This is a genomic window from Cupriavidus necator (genome assembly GCF_016127575.1).
GTDB lineage: Bacteria > Pseudomonadota > Gammaproteobacteria > Burkholderiales > Burkholderiaceae > Cupriavidus > Cupriavidus necator_D.
In genome coordinates this window covers 998,950-1,021,493 of sequence record NZ_CP066019.1, presented here as the reverse complement: position 1 = coordinate 1,021,493, position 22,544 = coordinate 998,950, and the positions used below count along the sequence as shown (strand labels likewise).

Here is a 22,544-nt window from a genome sequence, read left to right as displayed (position 1 = left end):
GCGGCGTCCATTCAGCAGAGCCGGTCCGCGAACCAATCCGCCACCAGTGCAGTCCGCTCGGCCGCGTGGTTGTAGATCGTATGCTCGCCATCCGGCCAGATTCGTAGCGTCACGTCGTCCGTGAGCGCCGCGTCCAGGAACGGCTGCTGGTCTTCCAGCTTCACCAACGGATCCTCGCCGCCATGCAGCACGAGCAGCGGGCAAGCGATCCTGTCGCGGTGCGAGTGAAAGCGCATGCGTTCGAAATTGGCCTGGATGGCTGCCTGGTTCGTGCTGCCCAGCATGGCGGCTGCCTGCTCCTCGAACGTCCGGAACGGCAGCAGTGTGGGAGCTGCGAGGGCACCGTTGATGCAGCACGCCCGGATCCTGTCGTCCGTCGCTGCCGTGGCTGCCGCCCAGAGCCCGCCCACGCTGTTCCCCCAGATGCCGGGGACGCCAAGCGATGCATCCTCGGCTATCCGTGACACAAAGCACCGGTAGGCCGCGGGAATATCCACGTCGACATGAATGCCGTGGACCAGCCGGGTTTCGCCCTGCCCCGGGCCTTCCGCCATCAGCGTGGCGAGACCGCGTTCCGCCAGGGCCCGCGCCAGCGGCAGGTATGCCACCCCCCAGCCGCTCTGCCCGCCAAAGAGCAGCACGGTGCCGCGCGCGTGGCCGGCTGGCGGGCGCATCAGCCACCCTGTCAGGCGACCATTTGCGAATGAAAGCTCAACGCGCTCGAGGCCTTGTGCGGACCAGTGGCAAAGCTGGTGCGTCGCAGCCACCAGGCGACTGTACAAGCCGAGTTTGCGTGGCGCGTCGTGATTGAAGGCCATCTGCGCAAAGACCAGGTCGGCAATCGCCATGGACTGGGCCTGGGCGGCTGTCACCAGGTGGCCGGCCCTGGCAGCATGCTCGGCGCGCTCCAGCTGAGCATCGGCGAGCGACTCGGCCACGCGATCCCAATCCTCTCCCCGGCTGGTGGCGTCGAACAGCCGGACGGCGTCGGCATAGTCCATGCCGCAATCCAGCAAGCGTGTGACCGGCATCGCCCGCTGGAACGCAAGCGCTGCCGAAGAAACCGTTGTCGTCATCATGGCTCCCGCGCTCACGAAACAGCCGCTGCGCTGGTCCCGGCCAGCATGCTGGATTGCGCCGCACCGCGCCAGTGCAGCTTCTGGCGCAGGGAATCGACCAGGCCGGGCAGATGCGCCAGGTCGGAAACGCCGCCGAAGACAGCAAAGTCCGGCCGGCTGATGTAAGCCTGCATGCCATGCGCGCGCATGAACGCTGCCTGCGCGCCATTGAGTTCCACCACTGCCCCGGGTATCGACGCCGCGTCGGACAGCACGACGATATGGCAGCCGAGTTGCTCAAGGAAACCGAGCTGGCCTTCATCGAGGTAGCGCAACGGATCGTCAAGAGCGATCAGCAGGAAGCCATGACCGACCACGTCATCGAGGCGCCCTTCGACTTCCCCCTTGCGCACGCGTCCCTGCGGAGCGGGCGTGCCGATCGCGGGCAACAGGCTGCCATCCACCTCGGCATGCACGATGCCGGCTTCGAGCCTCGGAAACGGCGGCATCGGGGGGATCGACCGGGCCCGGAATGCGGCGTCGCGCTCGGCAACCTTTTGCGGATCGTCTTCGTTGGCAACCTTGCCAAGGAATCTCGCCATCTCCATGATCTTGCTGACGTGGGGCCTGCGCTCTTCTTCATACGTATCCAGCAGACCCGGCGCGCTTCGGCCACTGAGCACCAGGTCCAGCTTCCAGGCCAGGTTGATGCCGTCTCGCATGCCCGAACACGCGCCTTGCCCCATATAGGGCATCATCGTATGCGCGGCATCGCCGGCCAGGAAGATCCGCCCGTCGCGCCACCGGTGCGCCATGCGGGTTTCGAATGTGTAGACGACATGGCGCAACAGGCGCATGTCTTCCGGGCCCAGGCCATGCTGCTCCTTCAGCCAGCGCCAGCCGACGGCCTCGTCCTCCCAGTAGGCAGTATCCTCGCCAGGCAGCACCCGCAGTTCGAAGCGAGTCCGCCGGGTGCCGATCGGCATGTACATATGGGCCCGCGCCGGGTCGCAATAGATGGTCGTGAGCGAGAACTTCTCGCCAAGGTCCCGCTTGTTCTCCGAGTCAAGGTTCAACCAGCGCTCGTTCTGCCCGAAGTCGTCGCGTTCGATGCACAGACTGCGGCGGACAAAGCTGTTCGCCCCGTCGGCGCCAATGACGTACTTTGCGATGAACTCGCGCGACGGTGTCGTCCATTGCGAGTCCTGCGCGCCGCGCCAGAGGTGCGCGGAGATCCTGACGCCATCCTCGTCCTGCCTGAGCGTCTCTGCCTCCCAGCCGCGAAGGATCTCGACCCCGGGAAAGCTTGCCGCGCGCTGATGAATGGCGTCTTCGATATCGGGCTGGTAAATCGAGATATGGGCCGGGAAGCCGCACGCGTGCCCGGTCCAGTCCAGTTCAATGAGGAGCTCATCGTCGGCGTTGCGATACTGATACGGACCCAGCCCACAGGCATCGCGCAGGGCCTGGTCAACGTCTCCGCACGCCTGGACGATCCGTGCCGTCTCGCCATCGATATGGGTCAGGCGCGGCAGGCCATAAGGCGTGGGCCAGCGTTCAATGACAACCACCTTGTAGCCAGCCTCGCCCAGCAGCGAGGCCGCGACGAGTCCGGTCGGGCCATATCCGATCACGGCTACGTCGAAGATTTCTGCGGCCGGCTCGGGTGTTTGCTTCGGATTGATGCTCATGCTTTGTCTCCATCTATATTGGTTTTGGGGGACGCTGTCCCGTGGCAGCTCGGCGAGTTGCGCATTACGGACGCGTTCCGTCGAAGGCGTCCTGCAGCAGCGCACGCAAGTCCTCCCGGGAAATCGGGCGCGGATTCCAGTAGGGATTGGCGCTGGCGATCTCCGCGGCGCGGTCCAGGTCTGCGTGCGCCATGCCGAGTTCACGCAGCGACGTCGGCGCCCCGAGCTTGCTCGCCAGGTCATGGACGCCGCGCGCGGCATTGTCAGTGCCCAGGGCGCGGGCGATCCGCTGCATTGCCTGCGGCGCAAAGTCCGCGTTGAACGCCAGTGCGTGTGGCAGCACCACCGTGTGGGTCTGGGCGTGCGGCAGGTTGAAGCTGCCACCGAGTGTGTGGCAAAGCTTGTGGTGCAGTGCCATGCCGACGTTGCTCAGGACCATTCCGCACAGCCACGCACCGTAGAGCGCCTGGCCGCGGGCCACAATATCGGCGGCGTCGCGATGGATGCCAGGCAAGCCCTGGCCCAGGGCACGGATACCTTCTTCAGCGATCAGGCTGGTGATCGGATTGGCATTGCTGGCGTAGAGTCCCTCGGCGGCGTGCGCGATGGCGTTGATGCCGCTGGTCACGGACAGGTCGACCGGCAGGGTCAGGGTCAGTTCCGGGTCGTAGATCACCGCCCGTGGCAGCACCCGCATATCGCTGCCGGTACGCTTGACCCCGCCCTCGGTAACGCCGTAGATCGGGGTCATCTCGCTGCCGGCATAGGTGGTGGGGATCGCCAGGATGGGAATGCTGCTTTCCAGGGCAATCGCCTTCCCGAGCCCGATCGTCGAACCGCCGCCAAACGCGATGGCACAGTCGGCATTGCAGGCCAGGGCAAGCTCGCGTGCTTCCCGGGCCGTGTCGATCGGCACATGCATGACTGCACGGTCGAACAGGCCTGCCGCGCGCTGGCCAAGGGATGCCATGATTGCCTGCGCCCCATCGCGCTGCTCGGGCGTGCACAAGACCAGCGCGCGCTGCGCGCCGAGCAAGCCGATCTCGCGCTCCAGGTGCTGCAGGCTACCCGCGCCAAATACGACTCTGGCAGGCGCTGCCTGGTAGACGAATTCCAGTGCTGTTTCCATATTGCATCCCTCAATCAATGGTGTAGTCGACCTGGTGGCGGGCGATGCGCAGCCCTGCCAGCTGCTCGCGGACGTGAAGGTGCTCCGGGTGATCGGCGTAGGCCTTGAGCGCCGCGAGCGATTCGAACTCGGCAAGCAGCACCGTGTCGCACGCGTAGTCAACGCGGCTCACGTCGATACCGACCTCCACGTGGCGCAGGCCTGGAATGCGGCCGGGCAAGGCCTCGAAGGCCGCCTTGATGCGTTGCTGGGCATCAGCCCGTTCATGCGCCGTCTCACCCTTCACCTTCCACATGACGATGTGCCTGATCATTTCCGTTCGTGCGCGCGGCTCAGGACAAAATCAAAATCGAGGGTGTAGTAAGGGTCCTCGAGCAAGCTGCCATCAGGCGCAATGCCCGGCGGGTGCTGCACCCAGTCAGCCACCAGCGTCGAGCGCACGCCGAACACGGCGTCGGAGTCGAGGTAGCGGTCACCGTCGCGAAAGACATGGGTAATCAGCGTCTCGCAACCCGGTGCACTGATCATGAAGTGCAGGTGGGCAGGCCGCCAGGGATGGCGGCCAAGCGCCTCCAGCAGCGCGCCGACCGGGCCGTCATGCGGAATCGGATAGGGTTCGGCCAGGATCGAGCGAAACGAAAACCTGCCGTCTTCGCCGGTTCGCAAACGCCCGCGCGCACGGTGGGTATGCGCGCCGTCAGGGCCCGGAATCTGCACGTCATAGTGGCCGTGCTGGTCCGCCTGCCAGACTTCGATGGTGGCATCCGGAATGGCCGTCCCCTCCCAGTCCCGCACCTGCCCGCGCACAAAGCAGGGCTCGCCTTGCGCGCCATTCGAGATATCCGCGCCGCTGTCGTACGCGGGACTGTCTTCCACGTAAAACGGGCCAAATACAGTGGACTCGGTGCAGCCTGCCGGCTTCACGTTGTTTTGTGCCGTCACCAGCATCGACAGGCCAAGCACATCGGACAGCAGGATGAATTCCTGGCGCTTGTCATCGGTGATATGGCCCACCGCAGTCAGAAAACGAATGGCCGCGAACCATTCTTCCTCGCTCAGCTTCACATCACGCGCGAAGGCATGCAAATGCTGGACGAGACTGGTCATCACGGTGCGCAGGCGCGCATCGCGGCAGTTCGCCATCGACGCAAGCACCGCCTGCGTGATCGTGTCTTCATTGAGGTTTCGCATTCCGGGTGTCTCCGCATGTTTTCTGCTTCTCGCTTGCTGCTAACATTAATTCCTTCCTCCACAGGTAAAAAGAGGTGGCAGCGAAGTAGTGTTCTCCTCTAGCCGGAAGAATTGATGGACAAGTGGACGCAGATTGAGTTTTTTGTGCAGGTTGCGGAACTCGGCAGCCTCACAAAGGCGGCGGAGCAACTCGGCATGTCGAGTGCGGCAGCCACCCGCTGCCTCAATGCGCTGGAAGAGCGCCTGGGAGCGCGCCTGGTCGAGCGCACCACGCGCCGGCTCTGGCTCACGGATGCCGGCCGTGAGTATCACCGGCGCTGTGCCGCGATGCTGGCTGAAATGGCCGAAGCCGAGGCCGCCATCAACGAGGCCACGCTCAATCCAACCGGCGTTCTTCGCGTGACCGCATCGGCATCCTTCGCGATGATCCATCTCGCGCCGGCATTGCCGGCATTTCGGGCGTGCTATCCGAACCTGGCGGTCCAGATCATTGCGGCCAATCGCTATCCTGACTTTATCGAGGCCGGGATCGATGTCGCCATCCGGACACGCGAACATGAGGGGGATTCAGGGATCACGGTGCGAAAACTGGCCGAGACGCGCCGCGTACTGGCGGCGTCGCCTGGCTACCTTGCCGAGCGCGGCATGCCAGATGCGCCAGATGCCTTGCGGCAGCATCAGATGCTCATTTACAACCTTGCCAATGATCCCTACCTGCTTCACTTCCGGCGAGGCGACGAAACGGCAACCGTACCTGTGACCAGCGTGCTCGACTCCAATGAAGGCCAGGTGATCCGCGCAGCGGCCCTGGCGGGCCATGGCATCCTGGTACAGCCGCTCTACATCATCTACGAAGACATCGTTGCCGGCCGGCTGGTGCCGGTCCTGCCGGATTGGCAACTGCCCAAGCTGACGATCAACGTCGCGTATCAGTGCCGCCGCCACCAGCCGGCCAGGATTCGCGTCTTCATCGACTTCCTGTTCGAACGATTCGAGCGGCTTGGACTCGCGAGAAAGTGGGAGATGACCGCCAGGTAGTGCGGCTTGCTGACTGTGATAGCGTGGAGCCTTCCGACTTTCCGCCACCCATGAACGATTTCGACGCCGACGCCCTCAAGCGGCTGGTCACAGTCACCATGCCCTTTGGCAAGCACAAAGGCACGGTGATCGCCGACCTGCCAGGCAACTACCTGAACTGGTTCGCGCGCGAGGGCTTCCCGCCGGGGCAGATCGGCGCGCTGCTGGCGCTGATGCATGAGCTGGACCACAACGGCCTGTCGCATCTGCTCAGGCCGTTGCGCGGGCGCACCTAGCGCCGTCAGAGCCGAGGCTCAGGTCACCGGTGCCGGGTTGAACAGCACCAGCGCATTGCGGATCTTCCAGTGCTCGGCCCATGACTTCTTGCCACTGGCCACGGCCAGGAGCGTGTGGAACAGCTCCCAGCCCACTTCCTCGATGGTGGCCTCGCCGGTCGCGATGCGGCCGGCGTTGACATCCATCAGGTCATGCCAGCGCCGTGCCAGGTCATTGCGGGTGGACACCTTGATCACCGGCACCTCGGCCAGCCCGTACGGCGTGCCGCGCCCGGTGGTGAACACGTGCAGGTTCATGCCGGCGGCCAGCTGCAGCGTGCCGCAGACAAAATCGCCCGCGGGCGTGGCGGCGTAGATCAGCCCCTTCTGCGTGACCTTCTCGCCGGGGCCGGTGACGCCGTGGATCGGGCCGGTGCCCGACTTGACAATCGAGCCCATCGCCTTTTCCACGATGTTCGACAGGCCGCCCTTCTTGTTGCCCGGCGTGGTGTTGGCGCTGCGGTCGACCTTGCCCTGCTCCAGGTAGCGGTCGTACCAGGCCATCTGCCGCACCAGCGCCTCGGCCACCTCGGGGGTGGCCGCGCGCGCGGTCAGTTGGTCGATGCCGTCGCGCACCTCGGTCACTTCGGAGAACATCACCGTGGCCCCGGCGCGCACCAGCAGGTCGGTGGCAAAGCCCACCGCGGGGTTGGCGGTGACGCCGGAGAAGGCATCGCTGCCGCCGCACTGCACGCCGACCACCAGGTCTGACGCCGGACAGGTCTCGCGCCGGCGCGCGTTCAGGCGGGCCAGATGCTTCTCTGCCGTGGCCATGATCGAATCGATCATCGAGGCAAAGCCCACGTGCTGCTCGTCCTGCAGGCAGACCACGTCGGGCTCGCCCTCCTGCTGGATCGGGATGGTGCCGGCGCCGATCAGGCGCGCCGGCTGCAGCTTCTCGCAACCCAGGCTGACGATCATCACCTCGCCGCCGAAATTGGGGTTCAGCGCGATATTGCGGATGGTGCGGATCGGGATGCCGGCATCGGGCGCGTCGATTGCCACGCCGCAGCCGTAGGTGTGCTCAAGGCCCACCACGTCGTCGACATTGGGATACTTCGGCAGAAGTTCTTCCTTGATGCGCCGCACGGCAAACTCCACCACGCCCTCCACGCACTGCACCGTAGTGGTGATGCCCAGGATATTGCGTGTGCCAACCGAGCCGTCCGCATTGCGGTAGCCCTCGAAGGTATAGCCTTCCAGCGGTAGCAGCGGCGCCACGCGCGTGCCGACCGGCAGGTCGTGCAGTTCCGGCGCGGCCGGCATGCGGATCACGCGCTCATTGACCCAGCTGCCGCGCGGCAGGTCTTTCAGAGCATAGCCGATCACCACGTTGTAGCGGATCACCGCGTCGCCCTCGCGCAGGTCAGTCAGCGCCACCTTGTGGCCCTGGGGTACGCCCTCGGCCAGCACCAGGCCGCAGGGGAATTCCATTCCCGCCGGCAGGCCGCCGTCGTTGGCCACGATCGCGACGTTGTCGTTCGCGTGCATCGTGATGTACAGCGGGCGAGCCGCCTGTCCACCTGCTGTCGGGGTCACTGTCATGTCATCTCCAGCCGGGTGCGCGTTGCGCACTTTTAGTGTTACGTTGTCTGACAACTTGCCATCCGTTTATGGTGGTCTACGGCCCCGGGAATTCCCTATTCTCTACTATTTTTAGGCGGAAATAAGCAGCTTCCCCAACCTAGTTGTACGATAACACATCATGAACCGGCATTGCCCGCCTCTATAAGGATGCCGCCTCGCCGTAATCCTGCTGCACCGCAAAATGACCATTCCCCGCAATATGGCCTATAAGGGATGCAACCGGTTTCATGCCACGAGAACCGGACAGGAGACCTTCCCGCGTGGCCACGCGCATCGCGCAACCACGCCGCACCGATACCCCATACACCGGCCGCTCCCTCGGCCACGCACACGACAGGAGGCATGACTCATGCGCTGGAAGCAACGTCCGCAAGGTTCCAACTGGGGTGACTTCGGCCCCGACGACCAGCTCGGCCGCATCAACCTGATCGGCCCGGAACAAGTCGTCAAGGGCGCGCGCGAGGTGCAGGCCGGCATCAGCTTCTGCCTGTCGCTGCCGCTGGACTACCCCGGCGGCAACAAGCTCAACCCGCGCCGGCATCCGCCGGTGCTGCGGCCTACCCTGCGCGACGACATCCCCTATTTGAACTTCCCGCTGGCCAAGGTCGATCCCACCGCCACCGACGTCATCAGCGACGACCAGGTGCTGCTGTGCCTGCAATACAGCACGCAATGGGATGCGCTGGCGCACGTGGGGGCGCTGTTCGATGCCGACGGCGATGGCCGCCCGGAGCGCGTGTACTACAACGGCTACCGCGCCAACGAGCATATCGTCGGCCCGGTGGACTATGCCGAGGATGACAACTTCGCCGCGCACCCTTGCGGCCACGACCACAGTGCCGCGCAGGCGCTGGGCATCGAGAACTTCGCGGTCAAGGGGATGCAGGGCCGCGGCGTGCTGGTGGACCTGGCGCATACCTTCGGCATGGACTTCCGCAATGTCGGCTACGACGACCTGATGCACGCGCTGGATGCCGGCAATGTGGAAGTCGAACGCGGCGACATGCTGCTGCTGCGCACCGGCTTTGCCGAGGTGGTGCTGTCGATGCAGCGCAAACCCGATGAAGCCGTGCTGCACCACAGCTGCTGCGCGCTGGACGGCCGCGACGAGCGCCTGCTGAACTGGATCACCGATGCCGGCATCGCCGCGCTGATCGCCGACAACTACGCGGTGGAACGCTACCCCGCCCGCCCCGCGCCCGACGGCGACAAGAGCCACCCGCTGCTGCCGCTGCACCACCATTGCCTGTTCAAGCTGGGCCTACCGCTGGGCGAGCTGTGGTACCTGCGCGAGCTGGCGGACTGGTTGCGCGCCAACGGCCGCACCCGCTTCCAGCTCACCGCCCCGCCGTTGCGCCTGCCCGGCGCGGTGGGGTCGCCGGTGACGCCGATCGCCACGGTATAAGCCAACAACAATAAACCAGGGAGACACCATGAACCATCGCCACGCGCTCCGCCGCATTGCCGCCAGCGCCCTCGCCTTCGCCGCGGCGCTTGCCTGCGGCACCGCCCAGGCCCAGCCCAGGGCCGCCGTCTCTGACGATGTCGTCAAGCTCGGCATGCTGCTCGACATGAGCGGCCTGTATGCCGACGTCACCGGCCGCGGCAGCGCCACCGCCGCGCAGATGGCCATCGACGATTTCGGCGGCAAGGTGCTGGGCAAGAAGATCGAGCTGGTGGTGGTCGATCACCAGAACAAGGCCGACATCGCCGCCAACAAGGCGCGCGAATGGTTCGACACTGCCAATGTCGACGCCATCCTCGACGTGGCCGCGTCTGCGCCGGCGCTGGCGGTGCTTGAGGTTGCACGACAGAAGAACCGCATCGTGGTGTTCTCCGGCCCGGGCACCGAGCGCATCACCAACGACCTGTGCACGCCGGTGTCAGTGCACTACGCCTACGACACCTACGCGCTGGCCAACACCACCGCGCGCGCGATGGTGCAGCGCGGCGGCAAGTCCTGGTTCTTCCTGACGGCGGACTACGCCTTCGGCCACACGCTGCAGGACTCGGCCACCGCGGTCGTCAACGAGACCGGCGGCAAGGTGCTGGGCGCCGCGCGCCACCCGCTGGCCACCAGCGACTTTGCCTCTTACCTGCTGCAGGCGCAGGCCAGCAAGGCACAGGTGGTGGGCCTGGCCAATGCCGGCGGCGATACCGTCAACGCGATCAAGGCCGCCTCCGAATTCGGCCTGACCCGCAACAACACGCAGCGCATGGCGGGCCTGCTGCTCTATATCAACGACATCCACGCCATCGGCCTGAAGACGGCCTCCGGGCTGGTGCTGACCGAAGCTTTCTACTGGGATATGAACGATGCCACGCGAGCCTGGTCGCGCCGCTATTTCGACAAGCTCAGGAAAATGCCCAACATGAGCCAGGCGGGTGCGTATTCATCGGTGACGCACTACCTGAAGGCCGTGCAGGCAGCCGGCACAGACGAGACCGCGGCGGTGATGAAGAAGATGAAGTCGATGCCGATCAACGACTTCTTTGCAAAGAACGGCCGCATCCGCGAAGACGGCCGCATGGTCCACGACATGTATCTGTTCGAGGTCAAGACGCCGGCCGAGTCCAGGTACCCATGGGACTACTACAAGGTGCTGGCCACGGTGCCGGGCGAGCAGGCGTTCATGCCGGTGTCGAAATCGCAGTGTTCGCTGGTCAGGCGCTGATGGCGGCGCCGGTAGAGATAAGCGATTTATGAGGCGCGGGGACGAAGTTTCTGACCAATACAGATCATGGTTTGTATTCGAGAAATACAATCTATATTGCGTATTTAGTCCCTGGTCAGATTTTCCAGCCACAGGCTCATCAACCCCGCCCGGCCCCTGACGCCGAATTTCCGGAAAATGCCGGTCACATAGGAATGGGTCGTTGAAACGGCCAGGCCGAGGCGCTGGGCAATCTGCTTTTCCGATGCGTCGGTCAACAGCAGCCGCAAGACCTTCTGCTCGTGGGGCGCCAACGGAACGGAAGAAAGCGCCAGCCCAAGGTCAAGAATGCTCTCCTTCTTCAGCGCAGTGACATCGCGGGCAACCCCGACGCGCAACCGTTCCGACTGGAGCCATCCGGCGGACCACATGATATGGACGGCACTGCCGTCCTTGTGGCGATAGCGGTTTTCAAAACCGATCCGCTTCTTTCCCGACATCACCTGCTTGGCCTCGATAATGGTCCGGTCCCGGTCGGCGGGCATGACCAGATCGATGATGAACTCGCCCGCCATATCCTTCGGCGTATAGCCAAAAATGCCCTCGCACGCGGCGCTGACATACTGGATGCGGCCGCCTGTGTCGACCAGGAATACGGCGTCCAGCAGTTGGTCGGCAAACGCAGTGATGTCTTTTCCGATCTCGATACTCATGGCAGTCCAGACCCCCGATACTGGCGCTTTTACTGGCGCCTTGATTGGCCCCTTCGCCCGGATTTCAGCCGAACGCGGGTCAACGTGAAGACTAGACCACGCGCCAGCGCATGTACAGTGTTGGCATCGATAAAACCGTGCATGGCTGGCCAGCCGGAAGGCCTTTAACCGCGCCACTCATGCCTGCGCGCCGTCAAAGGCACCCTGCTGATTGGCAGGGTATGACTTTTGCACGGTTTCGATACCATCATGGCCATCATTTGCCCGGTCTTCGGCTAAATAACAATGGCCCCGCCGGGGGCTTCCAAAGCCGTAGTCAACGAGAGTCGGGGCAAATGAGCCAAGCCTCAGCATTGCCTACCTCTTTCGAGGGGGGAGTCGAGGTCAGGAGGGGAGCGGCCCGGCCCGCTGACGGAGGTGGCAGTGGCCTCTGTCAGCGGGGACCGTGCAACGCTGCGGCAATGCCCCGGGTCGTACCTGTTCGGCGGTGTCCCTACCCCCTCATTGGATCTGCGCAATCCGCAGCAGGTTGGTGGTTCCCGCCACCAGGAACGGCAGCCCCGCGGAGATGACGACGGACTGTCCGGCTTCCCCGAAGCCCTCCGCCAGCACAGTGCGGCTGGCCAGATCGGTCATCTCCGGCACATCCAGCACCTCGTGGCAGAGCACCGCATGCACGCCCCAGGTGAGCGTCAGCCGCCTCGCCGTCGCCATGCGCGGTGTCATGCCGAGAATGGGCACCTGCGGCCGCTCGCGCGCCATACGCAGCGCCGAATAGCCCGAGCTGGTATAGGCGACCGTCGCCGGCACCCTGAGCAAGCCCACGATATGCCGCACCGCATAACCGATGGCATCAGCCGCGTCCGCGCGCGGCGGCGTGTGGGATGCCTCGATGGCGTCGCGGTACAGCGGGTCGGATTCCGTGCGGGAGATAATGCTGTTCATCATTCGCACCGCCTCCACCGGATACCGGCCCGAAGCCGACTCGGCCGACAGCATGACCGCGTCGGCACCGTCGTAGATCGCCGTCGCCACGTCTGACGCTTCCGCGCGGGTGGGCACCGGGGCGGCAATCATCGATTCGAGCATTTGCGTGGCAACGATGACCGGCTTGCCGGCCTTGCGGCATGCGCGGACGATCTGCTTCTGCAGCGAGGGCACCTGCTCGGCCGGCATCTCCACGCCCAGGTCGCCGCGCGCCACCATGATGGCATCGGCCTCGGCGACGATCAGATCCAGGCTCTGGATGGCGGCGGGCTTCTCCAGCTTGGCCACGATGCCGGCGCGGCCGTTGACAATTGCCTTGATCTCCCGGATGTCTTCGGGCCGCTGCACGAAGGACAGCGCGATCCAGTCCGCCCCCAGGGCCAGACCGAAGTCGAGGTCGCGCCGGTCTTTTTCGGTCATGGCCGACAGCGGCAGCACCGCATCAGGCACGTTCACCCCTTTTCGGTCCGAGAGCGTACCGCCGTTGACGACCGTGGTCTCGGCGAAGCCGGCGCCGCACTGCTCGACGCGCAACCGGATCTTGCCGTCGTCCAGCAGCAGCTCGACGCCTTCGCTCAGCGCGGCGAAGATCTCCGGGTGCGGCAGGCAGACCCTGCTGGCCGAGCCGGGCGCCGCGCTGTCCAGGTCCAGCCGGAAGCCGGCTCCCGCGGCCAGTTGCACTGGCCCGTCGGCGAAGGTGCCGATGCGCAGCTTCGGACCCTGCAGGTCGAGCAGCACACCGATGGGGCGGCCTCGCTTGCGCTCCACGGCGCGGATCGCTTCGAACCGTTGCCGGTGGTCTTCGTGGGTGCCGTGGCTGAAGTTGAGCCGGAAGACATCGGCACCGGCCTCGAACAGCGCGTCGATGAGCTCGGGGGTGCTACTCGCGGGGCCCAGCGTGGCCACGATCTTGGCGTTGCGAAGGCGTCTCATGCCATTGCTCCATGTCAGCGCGCGACGGGCGCCGCGCGTAAATCGCTCACCCTGGTCAGGTGTTCTGCACGACGATGCTCGGGAACTTGCTGGTCATGTCGCGCGCCTTGTCGGCGACCTTGATCGCCACCTTGCGCGCGATGGCGCGGTACATCCCGGCCACCGGGCTGTCGGGCTCGGCCACCACGGTCGGGCGGCCGGAGTCGGCCTGCTCGCGGATCTGCAGGTTCAGCGGCAGGCTGCCCAGCAGGTCGACGCCGTAGTCGGCGCACATCTTCTCGCCGCCGCCGTGGCCGAAGATATGCTCGACATGGCCGCAGTTCGGGCAGCAGTAGACCGCCATGTTCTCGACGATGCCCAGGATGGGAATGCCCACCTTCTCGAACATCTTCAGGCCCTTCCTGGCATCCAGCAGCGCGATATCCTGAGGCGTGGTGACGATCACCGCGCCGGTGACCGGCACCTTCTGCGACAGCGTCAGCTGGACGTCGCCGGTGCCCGGCGGCATGTCGACGATCAGGTAGTCCAGGTCGTGCCAGTTGGTCTGGCGCAGCAGCTGCTCCAGCGCCGAGGTGACCATCGGGCCGCGCCATACCATCGGGTTGTCCTGCTCGATCAGGAAGCCGATCGAGTTGGCCTGCAGACCGTGCCCTTCCAGCGGCTCCATGGTCTGGCCGTCGGCGGATTCCGGGCGGCCGTCGATGCCCAGCATCATCGGCAGGCTCGGCCCATAAATGTCTGCGTCGAGCATGCCGACGCGCGCGCCTTCCGCCGCCAGCGCCAGCGCCAGGTTCACAGCCGTGGTGGACTTGCCCACCCCGCCCTTGCCCGACGCCACCGCAATCACGTTCTTCACGCCCGGCAGCAGCTTGACCCCGCGCTGCACCGCGTGCGCGACGATCTTCATGGTCACGGCCACGCTGACGTTGCTCACGCCCGGCACTTGCCGCACCGCAGCAACCACCAGCTCGCGGATCGGATCGAACTGGCTCTTCGCGGGGTAGCCGAGTTCGACTTCCAGCGAGACATCGCCGCCGTCGACGCGGATGTTCCTGGCCGAGCGGGTGGACACCAGGTCCTTGCCCGTATTGGGGTCGATGACGGTGCGCAGGGCTTCGGTGACCTGCTCAGTGCTGACGCTCAAGACATACTCCGCTGCTGGTGAATGTAGGGATGCATGCACCAGGCGTGCTTTGGCGGCGTGGCGGCAATGCTGGAAAGATATCTGCTCACCCAGTTAAGGTAAATTCATATATTCTTAGCCGACGCATAAGCAATCCATTAAGTTGCGATCAAGCAGCACATCGCGGGACCACAGAATCCGCTACTGAGACGCTGGGCGGCGTTGTGGGCAGCGGCAGCTGGTCGTCTACCCTATGATCGTCGCGGATCAACCCTCATTTCCTTACCGTATCAATCAACAGCTGGATGCCAGCAGCGCCCACCTTCACCTGTACCGCCCCGCTTTCCAGGTCGCCTGGCTGGCCGATCGCCTGGCCGGAACGTGAGATTCGTGCGACAACCATCGCGCTTTCCCGCTCACTCAGGCGCGCACCGCCCATCACCGCCATGCTCTCGTCCAGCGAAAACGCCACCGGCCAGCGTCCAGGCACTGCCTTGAAGACAGCCAGCGGCATCGGCGGCCCTTGCAGCCCGCGTGCGAATACGTAGAGCGTGTCGGTACTGCCAACAGACGCCTGCAATTCGGGGGCAATTGCTACGGTGCCGGAAAGCTGCTTCTTGTTGCCCGCAACAGCCGAACCGGTCCCCACCTGCGCACGCGCTCCGGCAATGTTGGCCTGCAGACGGCGTAGCTCTTCGGAATCGGCTGGCAGCAATGGCGCCAGGCGCGTCCAGTAAACAATCGCGTCGGCAGGGCGCCGGTCATTGAAGGCAAAGCTGCCCGCCAGCCACAGCGACTTCACATGCTGCGCATCAAGTGCCAGCGCGCGTTCAACAGCCTTCTGTGCCTGCGCATCAAAAGTGCCCCCATTTTGCGCAGTACGCGCATCGGCATAATCGGCAAGCTGCGGTGCCGCGGGTGCCTTCAGCACGAATGCGCGCTCGAACGCCGGCACCGCCTCGGCGAAACGGGCTGCGGCATAGTATGAGCGCGCGAGCAACAGTGCGGCATCGGCATCGTCAGGCCATTGCTGCAGATGCGCCTCAAGACGCTTGATCAGATGCGGAATCGACGTTTCCCGCGGCGTTGCTCCTGACCCGCTGCCAGATTCCGGCCCGATCAGGTCCGGCCGGCCGACAGCAAGATACCCTGCCAGGGCCACCAGCGTGATAGCTAGCCCGGCCAGGAACTGAACCCGGCGCGCCCGGCCTTTCGCAACGGCGATACCTGCCACCATTGGCTGCAATACGGTCAGCAGCGCACCAATGGTCAGGGCGGTGGCGAATCCCCAGAATACCTGCGCCGATGTCATATGCTTCCCTCCTCGCTGCCGCCAGCCTTACCCGCCCGCTCGCGTGCCCGCGATCCGGCAGCATGCCGGTAGAGCACCACCATTCCCACCAACATGAGCAGGAACGGGCCAAGCCACAGGAGCCAGGTGGTGGGCTGCAGCGGCGGGCTGTACAGCACGAAATCGCCGTAGCGCTGCACCATGAACTCGGTCACATCGCGCTCGCTTTTCCCATCGCGCAGCATGCCGGCAATCTCGCTGCGCAAGTCAATCGCCAGGCTGGCATTGGAATCGGCAAGCGACTGGTTCTGGCATACCACGCAACGCAGGTCGACGGCCAGCCTCGTGACCCGGGCCTGCAGAGCCTGCTCGGCATCGGCCTGTGCCGGCTCGGCGCCGATTGCATTGGCCAGCAGACCGCCCAGCAAACACCCAAGTACGCACCACCGGCGAACGCTTGATTTCATGTCAGCCCCCTTTTCCCCTGCTTGCCAGTGCTACGTCCGGCTCGTTCTCGAGCGCCGCCAACATCGGCAACAGTTCTTTGCGCACCACCTCCTCGGTCAGCGGACCGACATGCTTGTGGCGTATCACGCCGCGACGGTCAATCACGAAGGTTTCCGGAACACCGTACACGCCGTAGTCGATGCCGACCCGGCCATCGGCATCGAACAGACTGGCGCGATAAGGGTTGCCGTGCCGCGCAAGCCAGGCACCGGCCTCGTCGCGCCCATCCTTGTAATCCAGCCCATAGATGGGCACCCGGGTAAGGCGCGCCAGCTCCATCAGCTTCGGATGCTCCTCGCGGCAGGCGCCGCACCACGATGCCCAGACGTTCAGCACCCAGACCTGTCCGCACAGATCGGCAGGCGCCACAGTTTGCTGAGGCGCGTCCAGCAAGGGCAGCCTGAAAGCCGGCGCGCTCTTGCCGATCAGGGGGGATGGCGGACTGCTTGGTCTCGGCGCAAGCCCGAGGCCGAGCAGCAGCAAGAGCATGATGAAGATCGCAGCAGGAACAAACCGTCGCATCACTCCACCCCCAGGTTCAGCGGCGTGGCGGCCGGCGCGATGCGCGCCCGATAGCGGCGGTCGCCGAGCGCAAGCAAGCCGCCAAATGCCATCAGCAGGCAGCCGGACCAGATCCAGCTTATGAACGGCTTGTGGTAAAGCCGCAAAGTCCAGCTACCGTCGGGCAACGCTTCGCCAAGCGATACATAGAGGTCACGCGTCAGGCCGGGATCGATCGCCGCCTCGGTCATCACCTTGCGCTGAACCGGATAGAAGCGCTTCTCTGGCCGCAGCAATGTCACCAGCTGGCCGTCTCGCGTCACCGTAATGCTCGCGCGCCGGGCCTGGTAGTTGTCGCGCGCCAGTGTTTCCACCGAGTCGAAGCGGAAGCGGTAGTCGCGGAACTCGAGCGAGTCGCCGACCGACATGCTCACCGTGCGTTCGCCTGCATAGCCGCCGACCATGGTGACCCCGACAATGCACACTGCAATGCCAAGGTGCGCGATCAACATGCCGTGGAACGACAGCGGACGGGCGGCCAGACTGCGCAACGCTCCTGCCCCGCGCCGGTCGCGCACGCTCTCGGCCGCGGTCGCGACCAGAGCACAGGTGATCCAGCCGGCCAGGGCCAGGCCGAGGCTGATGCCGATGCTCGATGTGCCTAGCAGCCAGGGCGTGACCAGGCCAAAGGCAAGCGCCGCGGCCAGCGCCCATTTCAGCCGACGCTTCAGATCCGGCAGCGAAGCATGCTTCCAGCGCATCAGCGGGCCCACGCCCATCAGAAACAGCATTGGCACGACCAGCGGCACAAACACCGCCTCGAAATACGGCGCACCGACTGATATCTTCGCCAGGCCCAGGCTATCGAGCGCCAGCGGATAGACTGTGCCCAGCAAAACAGACGCGGTTGCTACGGCCAGGAACAGATTGTTCAGCATCAGCACCCCCTCGCGCGAGAACGGCGCGAACGCCGAACTGCTCCGCACGCGCCCCATGCGCCACGCGTACAAACAGAGTGCGCCGCCGACGATGAATGCGAACAATGACAGCAGGAACACGCCGCGCCCCGGATCCGCGGCAAAGGCATGCACGGAGGTCAGCACGCCGGAGCGCACCAGAAAGGCGCCCAGCAAACTCAGGCCAAAGGCGGCGATCGCCAGCAACAGGGTCCAGCCGGCGAATATGCCCCGCTTTTCCGTGACCGCCAGCGAATGCATGAGCGCGGTGGCAAGCAGCCATGGCATGAAGGAAGCATTCTCGACCGGATCCCAGAACCACCAGCCGCCCCAACCCAGTTCGTAGTAGGCCCAGGCACTGCCAAGGGCGATGCCGAGTGTCAGGAACAGCCAGGCGCCGATGGTCCATGGCCGGCACCAGCGTGCCCAGAGTGAATCGATGCGCCCGGTCAGAAGGGAGGCCACCGAGAACGCGAAGGGCACCGCCAGTCCGACATAGCCGATATACAGCATCGGCGGGTGGATCACCAGCCCGATGTCCTGCAACAGTGGGTTGAGGTCACCGCCGTCCGGGGGCGCCGGCCACAGGCGCTCGAAAGGATTCGAGGTGAACAGCATGAAGCAAAGGAAGCCGCTCGACACGATGCCCAGGACGGCCAGCACGCGTGACGAGAACATCAGCGGCAGGCTGTCGCTGCGCCAGCTCACCAGGGCCGACCAGGCTGCCAGCAGTAGTGACCAAAGCAGCAACGATCCCTCATGGCCGCCCCAGGCGGCGGCAAAGCGATAGATCGCCGGCAGGCTGCTGTTTGAGTGGTTTGCGACATAGCGCACCGAAAAATCGTTCCCCAGCAGCGCCGCCGACAGGAAAACAAAGGCCAGCGAGAGAAACAGGAACTGCATGCGTGCTGCGGCATGTGCGGTGCGCATCCAGCCATCGACGCCGCGCACCGCCCCCAGGAGCGGCAGCGCCGCTTGCGACAGCGCCAGCGCGAGCGCAAGCGCCAGGCACCATTGACCGAGTTCGGGAATCATCTGGCCCCACCTTTCTGCGCCGCTTCGGCGAGCTTGAGCGAAGCGGCGACCTCCGGCGGCATGTACACTTCATCATGCTTGGCCAGCACCTCCTCGGCCGCGAAGATGCCGTTGCCACCCATGCGGCCGAACGCAATGGCACCCTGCCCTTCGCCAAACAAATCGGGCAGCATGCCGCGGTAGACCACCTGCACCCGGTTGACCGTATCGGTCAGTATGAAGGACGCCCCCAGCCCATCCGGGGCGCGCCGCAGGCTGCCGCGCTCGACCATGCCGCCAAGGCGGAAGGCCTTGTCGCGCGGGCCCTCCCCTGCCGCGAGCTGGCTTGGCGAGAAGAAGAACACCATATTGCTGCGGAAGGCATTCAGGATCAATGCGGCAGCCGTCCAAAGCAACAGCAATCCCACGGCGATCATGAGCAGGCGTCGCCCGCGCGCCTTGTTGAGCATCCTCATTGCGTACCCCGTTGCTCTTGCAGCCGCATGCCGGGCGCGGCGGGGTGCGCATCTGCCAGCGTGCGCCGAGTCGACACGCCGCAGCGCAGTACCAGCAGGACTTCGACAGCGAACAGCAGCGCCGTCACGCCGTATGCGCCCCAGACGAAAGCGCCTTGGCCACCCATCGAAAAAAATCCATTCAGATCCATCATTCCCTCCCTGCTGTTGAGCGCGTTGATCCGAGTGCGCGTCGGTTTCAGATGTCCTCGCCTTGCCGCCACCACCTGCGGCCGGCCTCGCTGCGCGCGATCAGGCAGCGCACCCGCGCCAGCGCGACGGCGATCGCATACATCCAGAAGGCGAAGGTCATGCCCAGCATGGCAACGATCATGATGCCGGCCATCTGCGGCGCCTTGGTCAGACTGACCGATGCCCCCTGATGCAGCGTGTTCCACCAGGTCACGGAGAAATAGATGACCGGCAGGTTGATCAATCCGACCAGCGCCAGCACCCCGCCGGCCCTGGCTGCGCGCCGTGGATCGTCGATCGCGGCCTGCAGCGCGATGAAGCCGAGATAGAGGAACAGCAGCAGCAGCTCGGAGGTCATGCGCGCGTCCCATACCCAGTAGGTGCCCCAGGTCGGCTTGCCCCAAAGTGCGCCGGTCCACAGCGTGAGGAAGGTGAACAACGCACCGCTGGGCGCCAGCGCGGTTGCCATCAGCGACGACAGACGGGTGCCGAACACCAGGCCAAGCCCGGCGTAGACGGCCATCACCACGTAGATGAACATCGACATCCAGGCGGCCGCGACATGGATGAACAGGATGCGGTACACCTCGCCCTGGCGGAAATCGGGCGGCGCCACCACCAGGCCAAGGTATAGCGCCATCGCGCCAGACACTGCGGCAGCAGCGCCAAACCATGGCACCAGATGCCCGGCGAGCGGATAGAAGGCTTGGGGCGCGGCGTACTTCCAGATATTCAAGGTGGCCATCAGACAGACTCCAATCCAATCCTGAGCGCCGCGGCGGTGGCCCATGGCGCCGACGCAACGGCAGTCAGCAGGCATGCCCCCAGCAGCGAAAGATTCGCCTGCAATTCCGCCGCAGTGCTGGCGGCGGCGACGCCGCAGCCGAACACCAGTACCGGCGCTGCCAGTGGCAGCACCAGCAATGCCAGCAGCGGGCCGCCGCGCTGCAGCGACAGCGTCAGCGCGGCAGCGATTGCCGCGATCAGGCACAGCGTCGGCGTACCGAGCAGCAGCGACAGTGCCAGTTGTGCCAGCTCGCCGTCAGGCACGCCGAGCTGAACGCCAAGCAGTGGCGTCAGCAACACCAGCGGCAGGCCCGCCCCGAGCCAGAAGCCGGTCACCTTGCCGAGCACCATCAAGGTCAGGGACTGCGGCGCGAGCGCGATAACTTCCAGGCTGCCGTCGCGGAAATCGGATTCGAACAAACGCTCCATGCCCAGCAGCGTCGCCAGCAAGGCGGCGACCCAGATCACACCGGGCGCCAGCCTGGCGAGAAACATCCGCTCCGGGCCAACCGCCAGCGGAAACAGGCTGACCACCGCGACAAAAAAGGCGAGCGGTGTCAGCACCGCCGACGGGCGACGCCACGCCAGCAGCAGCTCACGCGCGATCAGTTTCAGGACCGGATCCAGCATGCCGCCTCCTGCTGCGATCGATCGGCGATCGCCGGGATGGCAAGCTCGCGCATCCGCGCGGCCACCAGCCGCAGCGGGTAGTGGTTCGCAAACACCAGCATGCCGCCCGACTGCAGATGGTGTTCGCACAATCCCTCAAAGGCCCGGATGCTGGACTGGTCGAGTGCGGTGGTCGGCTCGTCGAGCAGCCATAGCTTCGCGCCACTGGACAGCACACGCGCCAGCGCAACCCGGCGCTGCTGCCCCTGCGACAACAGCCCGAGAGCGGTGTCGGCACCAGCGGCCAGCCCGACTTGTGCCAGCACCCGCTGCAGGTGCGCACGATCCGTGCGGCAACCGTACAGCGCGCAGGCACTGCGCAGGTTCTCCAGCGCGCTCAGCTCCGCTTTCAGGCCGTTGCGGTGACCGAGGTATGCGGAATCGGGCAGCGGCCGGCTCGCCGCCACCGCACACCCGTTCCATCGGATCTCGCCCGATTCCGGGCGCAGCAGGCCAGCCAGGATTCGCAGCAGGGTAGTCTTGCCGCTGCCGTTGGCGCCTGTGACATGCACCGCTTGCCCGGGCTCCACGCGCAGCCCCAGCCTGATGAAAATCGGCCGGTCGCCGCGCGCGGCGGTCAGTGACACTGCTTCCAGCATGGCCTCATTCCTCCTGAGTCAGTCCCAGGCGGTCGCGGCGGCGTCTTTCATGGCCCCGGCCAGGATCACGTAGGCGCTGGTCCAGGCGCCCTTCACCTCATCGGTAAAGGCGTCCCCGAGGCCGGCACCCAGTGTCCACAGCAGGGCGCCGGCCACGGTGTCGTAGTCCTCGTCCTTGACGCCATAGGCGACGTGGCGCCGGCCGAGTTCCTGTACAGCGGGAACGATGTCGTCGAGCTGGTCCAGTTTCGTGACGACGGCATTGATCATCGCCATCAGCTTGCGCCCCTGTTCGACGGTGTCGCCCTTGAACAGTGGCCTCAGCGAGGGATCCATTTCGAACAGCTTGCCGTAGAACAGCTCGGCGGCCTTTTCCTTGATCGGCACCACCTTCTGCCAGGAGCTTTGTACCAGGGTGATCTCTTGCGGTGTCATGGAATATTCCTTTACTTGACAATTGCGATCATGTAATCCGCTACTGCCTTCACGTCGTCATCGCTCAGCTTTTCGCTGGCTCAATTGCTGACAGGGATGCGCAGCACCACGCCACCCATCACGTCGCCAATCTTGAAATTGGTGCGCGGGCTGTCCTTATGGCCGTTGTGGCAAGTGACGCAGGCCGGCGCGATCGCCGTGTCGGCGTACACGGCGGTGAAATAGGTCTTCTTGCCGAGAGTCTCTTCCTTGTAGAAGTTCTTTCCGGGGTTCTTGGCGACGAAGTCCAGCCCTTCCTTCTCCACTGGGGTTTTCGCAGCGTTCTGCTTATTCAGCGGCCACAGGGACAACAGCGAATAACTGAAATTCGGCTTGCTCTTGGCTACCTCCTCCGCGCCGAAGCGAAACATCTGCGCCGGCAGCACCAATGTCTTCTCATCCTTCCAGTGCTCAGTCGCCTTGATCACCTTCTCTTCGTTCTGCAGGCGGTTGACGATCAGGCGGGTATACACGGTCCGGTCGGCCGCCATCACGGCGTGCAGGGCATCCGCCATTTCCTTTGGACTGATGCCGGATGCGTGCGCGGGAAAGGCGCTAACGGCCAGCGCCGCGCCCATTGCCAGACTGCTTGCCTGCAAGTTCGCATATCGTTTCATTTCTC

The 22,544-nt window shown here is 64.9% G+C and carries 24 protein-coding genes; 4 read left to right on the top strand and 20 right to left on the bottom strand.

Annotation, left to right across the window (positions count from 1 at the left end; genetic code table 11):
- Positions 1-11: 11 nt before the first annotated feature.
- The 5 genes from I6H87_RS23655 to I6H87_RS23635 form a co-directional block, all read right to left on the bottom strand.
- The gene (locus tag I6H87_RS23655; RefSeq protein WP_011616923.1) at positions 12-1,079 is read right to left on the bottom strand and encodes an alpha/beta hydrolase family protein; all 1,068 of its coding nucleotides are present in this window, start codon (positions 1,077-1,079) and stop codon (positions 12-14) included.
- Positions 1,080-1,090: 11 nt separating this feature from the next.
- Positions 1,091-2,749, bottom strand: coding sequence for a bifunctional 3-(3-hydroxy-phenyl)propionate/3-hydroxycinnamic acid hydroxylase MhpA (gene mhpA / locus I6H87_RS23650; protein WP_011616922.1), 1,659 nt, complete (start codon positions 2,747-2,749; stop codon positions 1,091-1,093).
- A gap of 64 nt (positions 2,750-2,813) precedes the next feature.
- Positions 2,814-3,878: a maleylacetate reductase gene (locus tag I6H87_RS23645; RefSeq protein ID WP_010809690.1), complete on the bottom strand. Its 1,065-nt coding sequence runs from the start codon at positions 3,876-3,878 to the stop codon at positions 2,814-2,816.
- Between the two features lie 10 nt (positions 3,879-3,888).
- Positions 3,889-4,191, bottom strand: a complete 303-nt coding sequence (locus tag I6H87_RS23640; protein ID WP_011616921.1) for a Dabb family protein — start codon at positions 4,189-4,191, stop codon at positions 3,889-3,891.
- Complete coding sequence (locus I6H87_RS23635; RefSeq protein WP_011616920.1) at positions 4,188-5,069, bottom strand: intradiol ring-cleavage dioxygenase; 882 nt, start codon at positions 5,067-5,069, stop codon at positions 4,188-4,190. Before I6H87_RS23635 ends, I6H87_RS23640 begins: the two co-directional genes overlap by 4 nt.
- A gap of 114 nt (positions 5,070-5,183) precedes the next feature.
- Here I6H87_RS23635 and I6H87_RS23630 point away from each other — a divergent pair, with 114 nt between their 5' ends.
- Entirely contained in the window at positions 5,184-6,107 is a 924-nt protein-coding gene (locus I6H87_RS23630) for a LysR family transcriptional regulator (protein ID WP_010809687.1), read from the top strand.
- A gap of 50 nt (positions 6,108-6,157) precedes the next feature.
- Complete coding sequence (locus I6H87_RS23625) at positions 6,158-6,382, top strand: DUF3820 family protein (protein ID WP_011616919.1); 225 nt, start codon at positions 6,158-6,160, stop codon at positions 6,380-6,382.
- An 18-nt stretch (positions 6,383-6,400) separates the two neighbouring features.
- On the opposite strand, the gene garD is transcribed toward I6H87_RS23625, so the two are convergent.
- Positions 6,401-7,966, bottom strand: coding sequence for a galactarate dehydratase (garD, locus tag I6H87_RS23620; protein WP_011616918.1), 1,566 nt, complete (start codon positions 7,964-7,966; stop codon positions 6,401-6,403).
- Positions 7,967-8,357: 391 nt separating this feature from the next.
- On the opposite strand from garD, the gene I6H87_RS23615 reads away from it, so the two are divergent.
- On the top strand, positions 8,358-9,413 hold the full coding sequence (locus I6H87_RS23615) for a cyclase family protein (RefSeq protein ID WP_010809684.1): 1,056 nt from the start codon (positions 8,358-8,360) through the stop codon (positions 9,411-9,413).
- A 28-nt stretch (positions 9,414-9,441) separates the two neighbouring features.
- On the top strand, positions 9,442-10,683 hold the full coding sequence (locus I6H87_RS23610; RefSeq protein ID WP_010809683.1) for an ABC transporter substrate-binding protein: 1,242 nt from the start codon (positions 9,442-9,444) through the stop codon (positions 10,681-10,683).
- A 104-nt stretch (positions 10,684-10,787) separates the two neighbouring features.
- Here the strand turns inward: I6H87_RS23610 and I6H87_RS23605 are convergent, their stop codons facing one another.
- The 14 genes from I6H87_RS23605 to I6H87_RS23540 all read right to left on the bottom strand — a co-directional run bounded on the left by I6H87_RS23605 (position 10,788) and on the right by I6H87_RS23540 (position 22,539).
- On the bottom strand, positions 10,788-11,375 hold the full coding sequence (locus tag I6H87_RS23605) for a helix-turn-helix transcriptional regulator (protein ID WP_011616917.1): 588 nt from the start codon (positions 11,373-11,375) through the stop codon (positions 10,788-10,790).
- A 501-nt stretch (positions 11,376-11,876) separates the two neighbouring features.
- On the bottom strand, positions 11,877-13,295 hold the full coding sequence (gene pyk, locus I6H87_RS23600; RefSeq protein ID WP_011616916.1) for a pyruvate kinase: 1,419 nt from the start codon (positions 13,293-13,295) through the stop codon (positions 11,877-11,879).
- A gap of 55 nt (positions 13,296-13,350) precedes the next feature.
- Positions 13,351-14,439 carry an iron-sulfur cluster carrier protein ApbC gene (apbC, locus tag I6H87_RS23595; protein WP_011616915.1) on the bottom strand — a complete coding sequence of 363 codons (1,089 nt, stop codon included), beginning with the start codon at positions 14,437-14,439 and terminating at the stop codon, positions 13,351-13,353.
- A 253-nt stretch (positions 14,440-14,692) separates the two neighbouring features.
- Entirely contained in the window at positions 14,693-15,730 is a 1,038-nt protein-coding gene (locus tag I6H87_RS23590) for a tetratricopeptide repeat protein (RefSeq protein WP_011616914.1), read from the bottom strand.
- Positions 15,727-16,137, bottom strand: a complete 411-nt coding sequence (locus I6H87_RS23585; RefSeq protein WP_231881496.1) for a cytochrome c-type biogenesis protein — start codon at positions 16,135-16,137, stop codon at positions 15,727-15,729. The genes I6H87_RS23590 and I6H87_RS23585 overlap by 4 nt, the downstream gene beginning before the upstream one ends.
- 40 nt (positions 16,138-16,177) lie before the next feature.
- Positions 16,178-16,738: a DsbE family thiol:disulfide interchange protein gene (locus tag I6H87_RS23580; protein ID WP_011616912.1), complete on the bottom strand. Its 561-nt coding sequence runs from the start codon at positions 16,736-16,738 to the stop codon at positions 16,178-16,180.
- Entirely contained in the window at positions 16,738-18,708 is a 1,971-nt protein-coding gene (locus I6H87_RS23575) for a heme lyase CcmF/NrfE family subunit (protein ID WP_011616911.1), read from the bottom strand. Before I6H87_RS23575 ends, I6H87_RS23580 begins: the two co-directional genes overlap by 1 nt.
- Positions 18,705-19,163: a cytochrome c maturation protein CcmE gene (ccmE, locus tag I6H87_RS23570; protein WP_011616910.1), complete on the bottom strand. Its 459-nt coding sequence runs from the start codon at positions 19,161-19,163 to the stop codon at positions 18,705-18,707. Before ccmE ends, I6H87_RS23575 begins: the two co-directional genes overlap by 4 nt.
- On the bottom strand, positions 19,160-19,330 hold the full coding sequence (gene ccmD / locus I6H87_RS23565; protein WP_198489266.1) for a heme exporter protein CcmD: 171 nt from the start codon (positions 19,328-19,330) through the stop codon (positions 19,160-19,162). Before ccmD ends, ccmE begins: the two co-directional genes overlap by 4 nt.
- Positions 19,331-19,401: 71 nt before the next feature.
- Positions 19,402-20,139 carry a heme ABC transporter permease CcmC gene (gene ccmC / locus I6H87_RS23560; protein ID WP_010809673.1) on the bottom strand — a complete coding sequence of 246 codons (738 nt, stop codon included), beginning with the start codon at positions 20,137-20,139 and terminating at the stop codon, positions 19,402-19,404.
- A complete protein-coding gene (ccmB, locus tag I6H87_RS23555; RefSeq protein WP_010809672.1) occupies positions 20,139-20,810 on the bottom strand; it encodes a heme exporter protein CcmB in 672 nt (223 codons plus the stop codon). Before ccmB ends, ccmC begins: the two co-directional genes overlap by 1 nt.
- Positions 20,792-21,448, bottom strand: a complete 657-nt coding sequence (gene ccmA / locus I6H87_RS23550; protein WP_011616909.1) for a cytochrome c biogenesis heme-transporting ATPase CcmA — start codon at positions 21,446-21,448, stop codon at positions 20,792-20,794. The genes ccmB and ccmA overlap by 19 nt, the downstream gene beginning before the upstream one ends.
- 18 nt (positions 21,449-21,466) lie before the next feature.
- On the bottom strand, positions 21,467-21,883 hold the full coding sequence (locus I6H87_RS23545) for a globin family protein (protein WP_011616908.1): 417 nt from the start codon (positions 21,881-21,883) through the stop codon (positions 21,467-21,469).
- A gap of 80 nt (positions 21,884-21,963) precedes the next feature.
- Positions 21,964-22,539, bottom strand: a complete 576-nt coding sequence (locus I6H87_RS23540) for a Tll0287-like domain-containing protein (protein ID WP_011616907.1) — start codon at positions 22,537-22,539, stop codon at positions 21,964-21,966.
- Positions 22,540-22,544 lie beyond the last annotated feature (5 nt).